Annotated in this window: 16 protein-coding genes; 10 read left to right on the top strand and 6 right to left on the bottom strand. The window is 67.3% G+C overall.

Features of this window, described 5'->3' with window-relative positions:
- Positions 1 to 21: 21 nt before the first annotated feature.
- A complete protein-coding gene (msrB, locus tag ACM0PY_RS18205; protein WP_005415117.1) occupies positions 22 to 489 on the bottom strand; it encodes a peptide-methionine (R)-S-oxide reductase MsrB in 468 nt (155 codons plus the stop codon).
- Between the two features lie 139 nt (positions 490 to 628).
- Between msrB and ACM0PY_RS18200 the strand changes: the two genes are divergently transcribed.
- Both ACM0PY_RS18200 and ACM0PY_RS18195 read left to right on the top strand, forming a co-directional pair.
- Positions 629 to 1000: a classical arabinogalactan protein 4 gene (locus ACM0PY_RS18200; protein ID WP_111201836.1), complete on the top strand. Its 372-nt coding sequence runs from the start codon at positions 629 to 631 to the stop codon at positions 998 to 1000.
- A gap of 143 nt (positions 1001 to 1143) precedes the next feature.
- Positions 1144 to 1323, top strand: a complete 180-nt coding sequence (locus tag ACM0PY_RS18195; protein ID WP_072167733.1) for a lana protein — start codon at positions 1144 to 1146, stop codon at positions 1321 to 1323.
- Between the two features lie 111 nt (positions 1324 to 1434).
- Here the strand turns inward: ACM0PY_RS18195 and ACM0PY_RS18190 are convergent, their stop codons facing one another.
- On the bottom strand, positions 1435 to 1914 hold the full coding sequence (locus tag ACM0PY_RS18190; protein ID WP_005407919.1) for an Lrp/AsnC ligand binding domain-containing protein: 480 nt from the start codon (positions 1912 to 1914) through the stop codon (positions 1435 to 1437).
- Positions 1915 to 2063: 149 nt separating this feature from the next.
- On the opposite strand from ACM0PY_RS18190, the gene ACM0PY_RS18185 reads away from it, so the two are divergent.
- On the top strand, positions 2064 to 3368 hold the full coding sequence (locus ACM0PY_RS18185; RefSeq protein WP_099486354.1) for a D-amino acid dehydrogenase: 1305 nt from the start codon (positions 2064 to 2066) through the stop codon (positions 3366 to 3368).
- Positions 3347 to 4414 carry an alanine racemase gene (gene alr / locus ACM0PY_RS18180; RefSeq protein ID WP_088496435.1) on the top strand — a complete coding sequence of 356 codons (1068 nt, stop codon included), beginning with the start codon at positions 3347 to 3349 and terminating at the stop codon, positions 4412 to 4414. Before ACM0PY_RS18185 ends, alr begins: the two co-directional genes overlap by 22 nt.
- An 88-nt stretch (positions 4415 to 4502) precedes the next feature.
- Here the strand turns inward: alr and ACM0PY_RS18175 are convergent, their stop codons facing one another.
- Positions 4503 to 5066: a DUF3016 domain-containing protein gene (locus ACM0PY_RS18175; protein WP_049412742.1), complete on the bottom strand. Its 564-nt coding sequence runs from the start codon at positions 5064 to 5066 to the stop codon at positions 4503 to 4505.
- A gap of 244 nt (positions 5067 to 5310) precedes the next feature.
- Here ACM0PY_RS18175 and ACM0PY_RS18170 point away from each other — a divergent pair, with 244 nt between their 5' ends.
- A complete protein-coding gene (locus tag ACM0PY_RS18170; RefSeq protein ID WP_180885596.1) occupies positions 5311 to 7299 on the top strand; it encodes a hybrid sensor histidine kinase/response regulator in 1989 nt (662 codons plus the stop codon).
- A gap of 43 nt (positions 7300 to 7342) precedes the next feature.
- Complete coding sequence (locus tag ACM0PY_RS18165) at positions 7343 to 7636, top strand: DUF3247 family protein (protein WP_019660923.1); 294 nt, start codon at positions 7343 to 7345, stop codon at positions 7634 to 7636.
- Between the two features lie 70 nt (positions 7637 to 7706).
- Here ACM0PY_RS18165 and ACM0PY_RS18160 read toward each other — a convergent pair whose 3' ends face one another.
- Entirely contained in the window at positions 7707 to 7970 is a 264-nt protein-coding gene (locus tag ACM0PY_RS18160; protein ID WP_005415125.1) for a hypothetical protein, read from the bottom strand.
- Positions 7971 to 8127: 157 nt separating this feature from the next.
- Between ACM0PY_RS18160 and ACM0PY_RS18155 the strand changes: the two genes are divergently transcribed.
- The 3 genes from ACM0PY_RS18155 to ACM0PY_RS18145 are packed head-to-tail and all read left to right on the top strand — an operon-like array spanning position 8128 to position 10570.
- Positions 8128 to 9192 (top strand): class I SAM-dependent methyltransferase, encoded by a 1065-nt coding sequence (locus ACM0PY_RS18155; RefSeq protein ID WP_180885598.1) that lies wholly within the window; start codon positions 8128 to 8130, stop codon positions 9190 to 9192.
- Positions 9189 to 9890: a pseudouridine synthase gene (locus ACM0PY_RS18150; RefSeq protein ID WP_180885600.1), complete on the top strand. Its 702-nt coding sequence runs from the start codon at positions 9189 to 9191 to the stop codon at positions 9888 to 9890. Before ACM0PY_RS18155 ends, ACM0PY_RS18150 begins: the two co-directional genes overlap by 4 nt.
- Positions 9887 to 10570, top strand: coding sequence for an HAD family hydrolase (locus tag ACM0PY_RS18145; protein WP_072167739.1), 684 nt, complete (start codon positions 9887 to 9889; stop codon positions 10568 to 10570). Before ACM0PY_RS18150 ends, ACM0PY_RS18145 begins: the two co-directional genes overlap by 4 nt.
- Positions 10571 to 10665: 95 nt before the next feature.
- Here the strand turns inward: ACM0PY_RS18145 and fabB are convergent, their stop codons facing one another.
- Together fabB and fabA are read right to left on the bottom strand one after the other, a co-directional pair.
- Entirely contained in the window at positions 10666 to 11874 is a 1209-nt protein-coding gene (gene fabB, locus ACM0PY_RS18140; RefSeq protein WP_005415129.1) for a beta-ketoacyl-ACP synthase I, read from the bottom strand.
- Positions 11874 to 12389, bottom strand: coding sequence for a 3-hydroxyacyl-[acyl-carrier-protein] dehydratase FabA (gene fabA / locus ACM0PY_RS18135; RefSeq protein WP_005415130.1), 516 nt, complete (start codon positions 12387 to 12389; stop codon positions 11874 to 11876). The genes fabB and fabA overlap by 1 nt, the downstream gene beginning before the upstream one ends.
- Positions 12390 to 12579: 190 nt before the next feature.
- Here fabA and dinB point away from each other — a divergent pair, with 190 nt between their 5' ends.
- Entirely contained in the window at positions 12580 to 13674 is a 1095-nt protein-coding gene (gene dinB, locus ACM0PY_RS18130) for a DNA polymerase IV (RefSeq protein WP_088496438.1), read from the top strand.
- The last annotated feature ends 51 nt before the right edge of the window (positions 13675 to 13725 follow it).

Genomic DNA, 13725 nt, shown 5'->3' with positions numbered 1-13725 from the left:
GAAATCGGTCAGCGGGGTGTTTCAGCCGGCCACGCCGCTTTCCGCGCCGCCCCGCTGCAACGGATCGGGCCAGGGCTCGCCATTGCCGGTGAACGAAAGTGAGACGGAGTTCAGGCAGTGGCGCTCGTAGGTGGGCGGCGGACCATCCGGGAAAACGTGGCCCAGGTGGCTGCCGCAGCGCGCGCAGGTGATCTCGGTGCGCACCATGCCGTGGCTGGTATCACGGATCTCGCGCACGTGCGCCGGGTCGAACGGGGCAAAGAAGCTGGGCCAGCCGGTGCCGGAATCGAACTTGGTGCTGGAGCGGAACAGTGGCAGCGCGCACAGCCTGCAGCAGTAGACCCCCTCGCGCTTGTTGTCGAGGAACACGCCGCAGAACGGCGCCTCGGTGCCGTGCTGCAGCAGCACGCGGCGCTCCTCGCTGCTGAGGCCAGCGATCAGCGCCTCGGTCTGGGTGGCAGTGGGGGGCGTCAGGTCGAAGGCGGTCATGGCGGCGCTCCGTGGGTTGATGGCCTGGGGATGGTGGAAAACGTGGGGGTGAAAGCGCGACCTTGCAAGTGTGATGGCCGTTCATGGGCGGCACACAGGGGCAGGCGCAAGGTGAACGCGATCCACGCCGGAGCGTGCCATGAAACCGATCCTTCCCCTGCTGCTGGCCCTGTTGCCCATCGTGGCGCTGGCGCAGGTGCCGACCGCCGACCCGACTGCGACCCGCAGCGCGACCACCGTGGCGCCGCAGCCCGTGGCACCACCGCCACAGGCTGCTCGCCCGCAACCGCAGGTGCTGCCGTCGCCGCAGCCGGTGCAGCCGATCAAGTCCACCGGTCCGGCCCGGGTCGCGCCGGCACCGGTACCGAAGCCGGCCGACAAGGTCTATGACCGCAATGGCCGCATTGTTCCCGGCGTGCGCCCGGCCGGCCCGAACCGCGTGTTCGATTCGCGCACCGGCCGCTACTACGACAGCGTGCCGGCCGGCGACGGGCAGCAGATCAAGCGCTGAGCCCTGGTGCCACCAAGGTTGGCTGCTGGCTGGCGCTGAGCGGGCTGAACGCACGAAAACAGCATCCAGCCGATCACTGCTTTTTCGCCTGCGATTAACCGTTCCGGGACCACCGTGGCCCTGCGCCGGCATCCCGCCGCCGCATGTCCTTCGTCCACTGGATCGCGACCATGAAAAACCAGCAGAACCGTCATCCCGGCAAGGAACCGCAGGGCCGCAACCCGCAGCAGCAACAGCAACAACAGCAGATGGAGCCGCAGCCGCCGCACAAGGGCGGCAAGCAGCAGGAACAGCGCTCGCAGAAGCATCCGCAGCAGCGCTGACTGTCGCCATGACCGGGGTCAGAGCCCGCTGCGCGGGATCCGACCCCTTGCCAGATGCCGACCGGGGTCGGATCCCGCGCAGCGGGCTCTGACCCCAACCGGTTCCCAGCTTCAATCCGGAATCGGCAGGCTCAGCGTCTCCTTCACCTCTTCCATCACGATGTAGCTCTTCGACTCACGTACATGCGGCAGTGTCAGCAACGTACTGCCGAGCAGCTTGCGGTAGGAAGCCATTTCACTGATCCGTGCTTTCAGCAGGTAATCGAAGTCGCCCGACACCAGGTGGCACTCCAGCACGTTGGGCAGCTTCAGCGCGGCGCGGCGGAATTCCTCGAAGATGTCGCCGGACTTGTAGGCCAGGCTGATCTCCACGAACACCAGCAGGCTGGCCTTTACCGCGGCCGGGTCGAGGTGGGCGTGATAGCCGGTGATCACCCCTTCGCGTTCCAGGCGGCGCACGCGCTCGGTGCACGGGGTGGTCGACAGGCCGACCCGCTCGCCCAGCTCGGTGAAGGAGATGCGGCCTTCGGCCTGCAGGATGCGCAGGATCTTGCGGTCGATCTTGTCCAGTTCGCGGGTACGGGTGGCCATGGCCGTCAACCTTGGGGAATGAATTGCAGGAGAACATCCTGCCTGTTGATTTCAATTCAGGCAAATCAACTGGTATTGGCTGTCTATACTTCCCCAATTATGGCCCCGGCACGCTCCAGTGCAGGGAATGATCGGGTTGGAGAAGTCCCATGCGAGTCCTAGTTCTCGGCAGCGGCGTGATCGGCACTACCAGTGCCTGGTACCTGCGACAGGCCGGGTTTGAAGTCACGGTCATCGACCGCCAGCCCGGCCCAGCGCTGGAGACCAGCTTCGCCAATGCCGGCCAGCTGTCGTTCGGCTACACCTCGCCGTGGGCGGCGCCGGGCGTGCCGAAGAAGGCGATCGGCTGGCTGTTCGAGAAACACGCGCCGCTGGCGATCAGGCCGGGCATGGACCTGGCCCAGTACCGCTGGCTGTGGCAGATGCTGCGCAACTGTACCCACGAGCGTTATGCGATCAACAAGGCGCGCATGGTGCGCATGTCCGAGTACAGCCGCGACTGCCTGAACGAGCTGCGCGCGCAGATCGGCATCGAATTCGAAGGCCGCGACCTGGGCACCACCCAGTTGTTCCGCACCCAGCAGCAGCTGGATGCCTCGGCGCAGGACATCGAGATCCTGGCCCAGTACGGCGTGCCGTACGAGGTGTTGGACCGCGCCGGCATCATCCAGGCCGAACCGGCCCTGGCCCACGTCGATGGCCTGGTCGGCGCGCTGCGCCTGCCGCGTGACCAGACCGGCGACTGCCAGCTGTTCACCCGCCGCCTGGCGCAGATGTGCGTGGATGCCGGCGTCGAATTCCGCTTCGACCAGGACATCACCGGCCTGGAATTCGATGGCGACCGCATCACCGGCGTGCGCATCGACGGCAAGCTGGAAACCGCCGACCGCTTCGTGGTTGCGCTTGGCAGCTACTCGCCAGCGCTGGTTGCACCGCTGGGCATGCGCCTGCCGGTGTACCCGCTGAAGGGCTATTCGCTGACCCTGCCGATCACCGACCCGGCGATGGCGCCGACCTCGACCATCCTCGATGAGAGCTACAAGGTGGCGGTGACCCGCTTCGACGACCGCATCCGTGTCGGTGGCATGGCCGAAGTGGCCGGCTTCGACCTGTCGCTGTCGCAGCGCCGCCGCGAGACCCTGGAACTGGTGGTCCGCGACCTCTACCCGAAGGGCGGCGACCTGTCGCGCGCGCAGTTCTGGACCGGCCTGCGCCCGGCTACGCCGGACGGTACGCCGGTGATCGGCGCCACGCCGTTCCGCAACCTGTACCTCAACACCGGACACGGCACGCTGGGCTGGACCATGGCCTGCGGCTCGGGCCGCTACCTGGCCGACCTGATGAGCGCGCGACAGCCGCAGATCAGCACCGAAGGCCTGGATATTTTCCGCTACGGCCAGTACGGTCACGCGCCGCAACACGAGAACCGCACATGCGTCCTGCCCGCGCGCTGATCGATCTGGGCGCCCTGCGCAGCAACTACCGGCTCGCCCGTGAACTGGGCGGTGGCAAGGCCCTGGCGATCATCAAGGCCGATGCCTATGGGCATGGCGCGGTGCGCTGTGCGCAGGCGCTGGAAGGTGAGGCCGATGGTTTCGGCGTGGCCACCATCGAGGAGGCACTGGAGCTGCGCCAGGCCGGCATCCGTGCGCCGATCCTGCTGCTGGAAGGCATCTTCGAGCCCAGCGACATGGCGCTGGTGGCCGAGCATGACTTCTGGTTCGCCGTCGGTTCGCCGTGGCAAGTGGAGGCACTGGCGGCGTTCGACAGCCCGCGCCCGTTGACGGTGTGGCTGAAGCTGGACAGCGGCATGCACCGCCTCGGCCTGGACGTGGACAGCTTCCGCGCGGCGCATGCACGCCTGTCGGCGCTGCCGCAGGTCGAGCGCATCGTGCTGATGACCCACCTGGCACGTGCCGACGAACTGGACAGCGAGCGCACCCGCGAGCAGGCCGCAACCTTCGCGCGCGCCATTGATGGATTGGAGGGCGAGACCAGCGTGTGCAACTCGCCGGCGCTGCTGGGCTGGCCGGAGGTGCGCAGCGATTGGGTGCGCCCGGGCCTGATGCTGTACGGCGCCAACCCGCTGCCGGATGACACCGCGTTGACCGCGCGACTGCGCCCGGTGATGACGATGCAGTCCAAGGTGATCGCCGATCGCTGGATTGAAGCCGGTGAACCAGTGGGATATGGCGCGCGCTTCGTGGCCAAGGCGCGCACCCGCGTGGGCGTGGTCGCGCTTGGCTATGCCGACGGTTACCCGCAGTTCGCCCCGAACGGCACCCCGGTGCTGATCGACGGCCAGCCCGGCGGGCTGATCGGGCGCGTGTCGATGGACATGTTGACGGTGGACCTGACCGCGCATCCGCAGGCCGGCATCGGCAGCGTGGTGGAGCTGTGGGGTTCCGCGCCGACGCTGTCGGAGCTGGCGCCGCGCTGTGGCGTCAGTGCCTACCAGCTGCCGTGCGCGGTCAAGCGCGTGGCGAAGGTGTACGTGTAGAGCCGAGCGCACGCTCGGCTTCAGTAGCGGCCGACCCTGGTCGGCGCTGTGAATGCGTGTCGGCCAAGGCCGACACCTGCCGATGGGCCTACCGTGCTGCGGTGGCCTGCGCTGTCAGCTGCCGCTTCACCCAGTCGTCGATCAGGCGCTTTTCGTAGCGCAGTGGATCGCTGTCGCTCTTCAGGCCGATGTTGTGCAGGTAGCCGGTATCGCTCAGGCGCGCGTCGCCCTCGCTGACGATGCGGCCGCTGGCGTCCTTCAGCGTGTACTGCAGGCTGATCCGCGGTGGGTAGATGTCGCGCATGATCCGGATGTCGCGGCCGCGCGGGCCGTGCCACGGCTCGTAGTCACCGGCGCGCTTGATGTCGACCAGGGTCACATCAAGCGTCTGTCCAGGTTGCAGCGGTTTGGCGGCAGCGGTCTGCAGGTAGCGTGCCAGCTGCTGCACCCAGTCGCCACGCTCGGCTTCGAAGCGGTTGGTACTCTGGCGGATCTCGGTGAACTTGGCCGGATCGTCCCACTTCACGCTGACCGGGCCATCGGCCTGCAATGCGCGGGGAGCTTCCGGGTCGGTCACGGTGCGCGGGGCCGCGCTGGCGCCGCCCGCCGCCAGGGCGCCTGCCAACAGGGCAATCGCGAGTGAGCGTTTCATCACGGTCTCCTGCGTCCCCTCGATGGGGGCGATGTTGATCACAGATCGAGTGTGATCCTGCTTCCCGGTATCGGCAATGGCCGCATGCGTTGTCTGCAAGAGCGGTTGCCGCCAATTCATCGACGTCAACCATGACTGACGGCGCTTGACGCTGTGAATACGCCCTTTGGAAGATGCTGTGCCTCCAACCTGGCCTGCACAGACACCCTTGTCCACACTGCCGCCCCTCGTGGAGCGCCCACCGATGACGGTGCCGGCGCCCGAACCCGACCTGCATCATGGCGTGCTTGAGCGCATCAACGCCGGTTTCTGCGTGATCCAGGTGCTGTTCGAGGGTGATCGTGCGGTCGACTACCGCTTCATCGAGGTCAACGATGCCTTCGAGCGCCACACCGGGCTGAAGGATGCGCGTGGAAAGCGCATGACGGCGCTGGAGCCCGGCCATGAGCAGGACTGGTTCCGCATCTATGGCGAGGTCGCACGCAGCGGCCGCCCGGCCCAGTTCGAGATGGAGGCGCGTGCGCTGGGCCGCTCGTTCGCGGTGGATGCGGTGCGCGTCGGCCGGCCGGGCGAGGACAAGGTCGGCATCCTGTTCTTCGACATCACCGCACGCAAGCAGATGGAAGTGGAGCTGGGCGAAAGCGAAGCCCGCTTCAGTGCGCTGGCCGACGGCCTGCCGATGCCGGTGTGGGTCTTGGACGAGCGCGGCCATGCCCGTTTCGTCAACAGTGCCTTCAGCGAGTTCTTCGGCGGTGACGAGACGCGCGTGCCGGAGGACGTCTGGCGCGGCTTGGTGCATCCGGACGATGCATCGGTCTTCGAGTACGAACTGCAGGAAGCATTGAAGGCGCAGCGCTCCATGCATGCGCTGGTGCGCGCACGCCGTGCGGATGGCCAGTGGCGCTGGCTGGAGATGAACGCCCGCCCGCGCTTCTCGCGCATGGGCCGCTTCATCGGCCTGGCCGGCAGCAGCCCGGACGTGACCGAACGCCGCGAGATCGAGCTGGCCCGCGAGGAACTGCTGCAGTCCGAGCGTGCCGCGCGCAGTGCTGCGGAAAACATGGCGCGGCTGAAGGATGAATTCCTGGCCACGCTGTCGCATGAGCTGCGTACGCCGTTGACCACCATCCTCGGCTGGAGCGAATTGCTTCTGCAGCGCGTGGACAACACCAGTCCGCTGTACAAGGGCCTGAACGTGATCGCCAACAGCGCCGGTGCGCAGAAGCGGCTGATCTCGGACATGCTCGACCTCAGCAGCATGCTGCTGGGCAAGGTGCAGCTGGAGGTGGAAGTGCTGGACCTGTGCGCGGTGCTGGGTGAGGCGGTCGGCGCGCAGGAACTGGTGGCCGAAGGCAAGGCGCTGGACGTGCACCTGCAGCTGCCCACGCAACCCAGCCTGGTGCTGGGCGACGCCACGCGCCTGCAGCAGGTGTTCTGGAACCTGCTCTCGAACGCGATCAAGTTCACCCCGGCTGAAGGCCGTATCGACCTGCAGCTGCGGGCCGACGGCAACTACTGGGAGATCACCGTGCGTGACAGCGGTGATGGCATCGCACCCGAATTCCTCAATCATCTGTTCAGCCGCTTCCGCCAGGCCGACGGCACCACCACCCGCCGCCATGGCGGCCTGGGTCTGGGCCTTGCGATCGTGCAGCAGCTGGTCGAACTGCATGGTGGCACGGTCACTGCGGCCAGCGAGGGCCACGGCCACGGCGCGACCTTCACCGTGCGCCTGCCCCAGCATTTTCCCGATGCCGAACGGCGGCCGCTGCGCGAAGTGATCAGCGGGCCGATCCTGGAGCCGGTGATCGTCGAGCCGTATCCGCTGCGCGGCATGCATGTGCTGGCGGTGGAAGACCAGCCGGAAGTGCTGGAGTACCTGCGGCGCATGCTGGAAGAGCAGGGCGCCAGCGTGTCTGCGGCCAGTTCGGCCGGCGAAGCGCTGGCACTGCTGGCCGACACCGGCCACCTGCAATACCACGTGCTGCTGACCGACATCGGCATGCCGGGCATGGATGGCTATGGGCTGGTGCGCACCTTGCGCGAGGACATGGGCGTGGATGCGGCGACCTTGCCTGCGGTGGCGGTGACTGCACTGGCGCGTGCCGACGACCGTCGCCGCGCGCTGGCCTCGGGCTTCCAGGAGCATGTGGCCAAGCCGTACTCGGTAGCGCAGCTGGTGGCTGCCGTGCGCAAGGTGCAGGTGCCGCGCGCGGACAGCGCGCTGCACTGAACATTCACGGCCGATCGGCGACCCTGCAGTCAGGAGGTCGCCGATGTCCCGTATAGCTCCACGTATCCACACCGATCCGGCGCAGATCGCGCGCCTGGAAGCCCTGCTGCCGCAGCTGGATGGCGAAACGCAGGTGGAACTGATTCTGCACGATGGCCGCCGCCTGCTCGGCACGGTGGCGGTGAGGCCAACTGTGCAGCAATACCGCAACGCCGCTGGTGATGAAGGCAGCAACGGCCAGTTGCGCCTGGATGACTACGACACGCCGGTGCAGCAGCACCATGTGTGGCTGGATGAAATCGCCAGTATCAACCGCCTGCCACCCAAGGCGCCTTGATCCGATGTAGAGCCGAGCCCACGCTCGGCTCTGCCGCCGCCCGAGCGTGGGCTCGGGCGCTGCAGATGTGTCAGTGCTCGAACAACGTCGGCGTCGCCTCGAATCGGCGTGCGTACGCCCGCTCCTCTGCAACCCTCGCCACCTCGTCATCGGCCAGGTCCGGTGCCCCATAGACGGCGTAGGCAACGCTGCCGTCGGCACCATGACCGATCTGATGCAGCCGATAGCGCGAGTGGCCGCCGCCGGTGTCCTCTGGGTAGTGCACGGGCGGATGGCTGCCTTCCAGGTCCATTTCACTGTTGTCGACCACGCCACCGACGAACAAGGCTCGCATGCAGGTTCTCCTGGGTTTCCGGGGGAGCCTCTACCCTGAACGTTTCAATGTTTCTGGCGGATCAAGGCCCCGTTCGGGTTTCGCAAAGCGGGCCGCCGGGGCCGGCCCGGCCAAGCCGGTACAATGGACGGCCCTCACGCTTGAAGTACCCGCGCCGATGGCCTCCAGCGACGACGCCCCCCTGCAAACCCTGCTCCTGCCGTTCTCCCAAGGCGCCCTGCGCTGGCCGGAGGGCCCGGTGGCCTTCCTGCGTGCCCGCGATGGCTGGCCATTGCGCGAAGTGGCCGGCAACCGCGAGGTGCACTGCGAACAGAGCTTCGCCCCGTTCGCGCAACCGCTGCAGCAGGCTGCCGGCTGGACCGTGAGCGGGCAGCTGGATGACGCGGCCGGCAAGGGCCGCTACCCGTTGGTGCTGGTGCTGCCGCCGCGCCAGCGCGAAGAAGCCCGTGCGCTGTTCGCCCGTGCGCTGGCGCTGGTCGCCGATGGTGGCCGCATCGTTGCCTGCCAGTCCAACAACGAAGGTGCGCGTTCGGGCGAGGGCGACCTCAAGCAGTTGGCCGGCCTCGGTGGCTGCCTGACCAAGAACCACTGCCGCGTGTACTGGACCGCCCCGCTGCAGGGCCAGCACGACGTTGACCTGGCCAAGCGCTGGTCGGCGCTGGATGCGGTGCGCCCGATCGTGGGCGGTCGCTTCCTCAGCCGCCCGGGCGTGTTCGCCTGGGATCGCATCGATCCGGCGTCGGCGCTGCTGGCCGAGCACCTGCCGGCCGACCTGGCCGGACGCGCCGCCGACCTCGGCGCCGGCTACGGCTATCTGTCGCGCGAACTTCTGGAACGCTGCCCGAAGATCACCGCGCTGGACCTGTACGAGGCCGAGCAGCGCGCGCTGGCGCTGGCCGAGCTCAATCTGGCGCCGCCGCCGCGCCCGCTGCCGCTGCGTCTCCTGTGGCAGGACGTCACCGCCGGCATCGAGCCGGGCTACGACGTCATCATCAGCAACCCGCCGTTCCACACGCCTTCGCGCGCTGACCGCCCGGACATCGGCCAGCGCTTCATCGCCGTGGCTGCGCAGGCGTTGCGCCCGGGCGGGCGCCTGTACGTGGTGGCCAACCGCCACCTGCCTTACGAGCACACACTCAACGACAGCTTCGGCGCGGTGCGCGTGGTCGCCGAGCGCGACGGTTTCAAGCTGGTGGAAGCCGTGAAGGGGAAGGGCAAGTGAAGCTGGTCAAGCACATCGCCAACCTGGGCTATGGCAGCCGCAAGCAGGTGCAGTGGATGTTCCGCGAAGGCCGCGTCACCGACGCCGATGGTGAGGTGCTGTATGCCGACGACCAGGTGCCGCATGACGCCATCCGGGTCGATGGCGAGCCGCTGGACCCACCGCCGGGGCTGTCGATCGCGCTGCACAAGCCGGCTGGCTACACCTGTTCGACCAAGGACACCGGGCGCCTGATCTACGACCTGTTGCCGCCGCGCTTCCGCGACCGCGATCCGGTGCTGTCCACGGTCGGCCGCCTCGACCGCGAGACCAGTGGCCTGCTGTTGCTGACCGACGATGGTGGCCTGCTGCACCGGATCATCTCGCCGAAGTCGAAGCTGCCGAAAGTCTATGAGGTCGAGTTGAGCGAGGACCTGCGCGGCAACGAGGTGGCGCTGTTCGCCAGCGGCACGCTGATGCTGGAATCGGAGAAGACGCCCCTGCTGCCGGCTGAACTGGAAGTGCTGGGTGCGCGCCGTGCGCGGCTGGTGCTGCACGAAGGCCGCTACCATCAGGTACGCCGCATGTTCGCCGCCACCGGCAACCACGTGCAGGCCCTGCACCGCAGCCGCGTCGGCGGGCTGGACCTGCAGGGGCTGGACGAAGGGCAATGGCGGCAGCTCACCCCTACCGACCTGGATACGCTGTTCGCTCCATGACCCCCATCGCTGCGCTGCCGTTTCTCCCCGACGCCGTCATCTTTGACATGGACGGCCTGATGATCGACAGCGAGCGTGTCTCGCTGGCCTGCTGGGGCCAGGCCGCCGATGAATTCGGGCTGGGCCTGGACGAGGCGGTGTTCCTGCGCATGGTCGGCCTCGGCGACCGCGATTCGCACGCGCTGCTGCGCGCGCAGGGCATCGAGGACAGCGTGATCGATGCGGTGGCCGCACGTTGCCACGACCTGTATGAGGCACGCACACAGACCGGGTTGCCGTTGCGTCCGGGCATCCTGGAATTGCTGGAGCTGCTGAAAGTGCACGCGGTACCGCGGGCGGTGGCCACCACCACGCGGCAGCCGCGGGCCAACCGCAAGCTGGCCGCTGCTGGCCTGCTGCCGTATTTCGATGCGGTGATCACCAGTGGCGACGTGGCGCGGCCGAAGCCGGCGCCGGATATCTACCTGCTGGCCGCGCAGCGATTGGGGCAGGTGCCCGGGCGTTGCCTGGCGCTGGAGGATTCACCGGCCGGTACGCGCGCGGCGCTGGCGGCCGGCATGACCGTGATCCAGGTGCCTGACCTGGTGCATCCGGATGAAGAGCTGCGTGCCCTGGGACACCGCATCGTTGGATCCCTGGTGGACGCGCACGCGCTGCTGCTGCCGTTGCTGCCGAAGTAAGGTGGGTGCCGGCCGTTGGCCGGCACTGAGCCGAGCATGGCTCGGCTCTACATCTATTGGTGGGTGCCGACCGTTGGTCGGCACACCTGCCCCCATCACACCCGCCCGAACACCAGCGCGGCGTTGGTGCCACCGAAGCCGAAGCTGTTGGACATCACCGTATCCAGTTTCTGCTCGCGGCTCTCGCGCAGGATCGGGAAGCTCTCCACCTTCGGGTCCAGCTCGCCGATGTTGGCCGAACCGGCAACGAAGCCATCGCGCATCATCAGCAGGCAGTAGATTGCCTCGTGCACGCTGGCTGCACCGAGCGAGTGCCCGGACAACGCCTTGGTCGAAGACAGCGGCGGCACTGCATCGCCGAACACTTCGCGGATCGCGTTGAGCTCGGTGACATCGCCAAGCGGGGTCGAGGTGCCGTGGGTGTTCAGGTAGTCCAGCGGGCGATCGACACCCTGCAGCGCCATCTTCATGCAGCGCACCGCACCTTCACCGGAGGGCGCCACCATGTCGGCACCGTCGGAGGTGACGCCATAGCCGATCAGCTCGGCATGGATGTGAGCACCGCGTGCGACGGCGTGGTCGTAATCCTCCAGCACCAGCATGCCGCCACCACCGGCAATGACGAAGCCGTCGCGGTCCTTGTCGTACGGGCGCGAGGCACTGGCCGGGGTTTCGTTGAAGCTGGTCGACAGGGCACCCATCGCATCGAACATCACGCTCATCGACCAGTGCAGGTCTTCGCCACCGCCGGCGAACATGATGTCCTGCGCACCGTGCCGGATCATGTCCGCAGCGGCGCCGATGCAATGCGCCGAGGTCGCGCAGGCAGCCGACAGCGAGTAGCTGACGCCCTTGATCTGGTAGGCCGTGGCCAGGCAGGCCGAGACCGTCGAGCACATCGTGCGCGGCACCATGTACGGGCCGACCTTGCGCACACCCCGTTCGCGCAGCAGGTCGACGGCACCGATCTGCCATTCGCTGGAGCCGCCACCGGAACCGGCGATCAGGCCGGTGCGCAGGCTGCTGACCTGCTCGGGGCTGAGCCCGGCATCGGCGATGGCATCGCGCATGGCCAGGTAGGCGAAGGCCGCCGCGTCGCTCATGAAGCGCTTCTGCTTGCGGTCGATCAAGGCGTCCAGGTCGAGGTCGACGCGGCCTCCGACCTGGCTGCGCAGGCCTGCTTCGGCGTGGTCGGCCAGGGCGGTGATGCCCGAGCGTCCTTCACGCAGCGCGGCCGAAACGGTATCCAGATCATTGCCGAGGCAGGACGTGATGCCCATGCCGGTGATGACGACGCGACGCATCAGAAGCTCCCGGTTTCGGTGAACAGGCCGACGCGCAGGTCGCGCGCGCTGTAGATTTCGCGGTCGTCCACGTACATGCGGGCGTCCGACTGGGCCATCACCAGCTTGCGGTTGATGACCCGGCTGATGTCGATCTCGTAGCGTACGAGCTTGGCGTCCGGCAATACCTGGCCGGTGAACTTCACCTCGCCACAGCCCAGCGCGCGGCCCTTGCCGGGTGCACCCAGCCAGGTCAGGAAGAAGCCGGTCAGCTGCCACATGGCATCCAGGCCCAGGCAGCCTGGCATCACCGGGTCGCCGATGAAGTGGCAGCCGAAGAACCACAGGTCCGGGCGGATATCCAGTTCGGCGCGTACCATGCCCTTGCCATGCGGTCCGCCGTCCTCTCGGATGTCGGTGATGCGGTCGAACATCAGCATCGGGTCGTTGGGCAAACGGCCGGCGGCGGTGCCGAACAGTTCACCGCGTGCGCTGGCCAGCAGCTGTTCGCGGTTGAACGCGTGGAGACGGGTCATGAAGCACAATCCTGGAAGCGGAGAACAGGGAAACAAGCGCCCGAGAATGCCCGTGGAAACTGCGCCGATCAAACATTTCAACCGTACGCAACCGTAGTGTTTTCAAGGGAATACGCGCATCCTGTTGATGTGCAACGACCATACTTCGGCGTGTGGCCCACCCGGCCCGGCCCCGCCTTTTCCACCTGACATGACCCGACTGCGCAAGATCATCCACGTTGACATGGACGCGTTCTACGCGTCGGTGGAGCAGCGCGACGATCCGTCACTGCGCGGCAAGCCGGTGGTTGTGGCATGGCGCGGCGCACGCTCGGTGGTGTGCGCGGCATCGTACGAGGCACGCGTGTTCGGCGTGCGTTCGGCCATGCCGGCAGTGCGGGCCGAACGCCTGTGCCCGGATGCGATCTTCGTGCCGCCCGACTTCGCACGTTACAAGGCGGTGTCACGCCAGGTGCGCGAGATCTTCCTGCGCCACACCGACCTGGTTGAGCCGTTGTCGCTGGACGAAGCCTACCTGGACGTGACCGAGCCGAAGAGCGGCATCGAACTGGCGACCGATATCGCCCGTACCATCCGCATGCAGATCCGTGAGGAGACGAACCTGACTGCTTCAGCCGGGATCGCGCCGAACAAGTTCCTGGCCAAGATCGCCTCGGACTGGCGCAAGCCCGATGGCCAGTTCGTGATTCCGCCGCAGCGGGTGGACGCCTTCCTGCTGCCGTTACCGGTGAGCCGGGTGCCTGGCGTCGGCAAGGTGATGGAAGGCAAGCTGGCCGCGCGCGGCATCGCCACCTGCGGCGACCTGCGGCAGTGGGCACTGATCGATCTGGAAGAAGCGTTCGGCAGTTTCGGCCGCAGCCTGTACAACCGCGCACGCGGCATCGACGAGCGGCCGGTGGAACCGGACCAGCAGGTGCAGTCGATTTCCTCGGAGGACACGTTCGCCGAAGACCTGCTGCTGGAAGACCTGACCGAGGCCATCGTGCAGCTGGCAGAGAAGACCTGGAAGGCGACCCGCAAGACCGAGCGTGTCGGCCATACCGTGGTGCTGAAGTTGAAAACCGCGCAGTTCCGCATTCTCACCCGCAGCTTCACCCCGGAACGTCCGCCGGAGTCGATGGAAGAACTGCGCGACATCGCACTGGCCCTGCGCGCCCGCGTCGACCTGCCGGCGGAGACGCGCTATCGGCTGGTGGGTGTCGGGCTGGGCGGCTTCCGCGAAAAGGAACCGGTGGTGCAGGGGGAGTTGTTCGAGCACGACATGAACAATCCCACAGATACCTAATCATCAAATAGTGGGGTCAGAGCCCGTTGCGCAGCAACGGGCTCTGACCCC

Source organism: Stenotrophomonas sp. BR163, assembly GCF_047520985.2.
Classification (GTDB): Bacteria; Pseudomonadota; Gammaproteobacteria; order Xanthomonadales; family Xanthomonadaceae; genus Stenotrophomonas; species Stenotrophomonas sepilia.
This window is presented reverse-complemented; position numbering and strand designations above follow the sequence as displayed.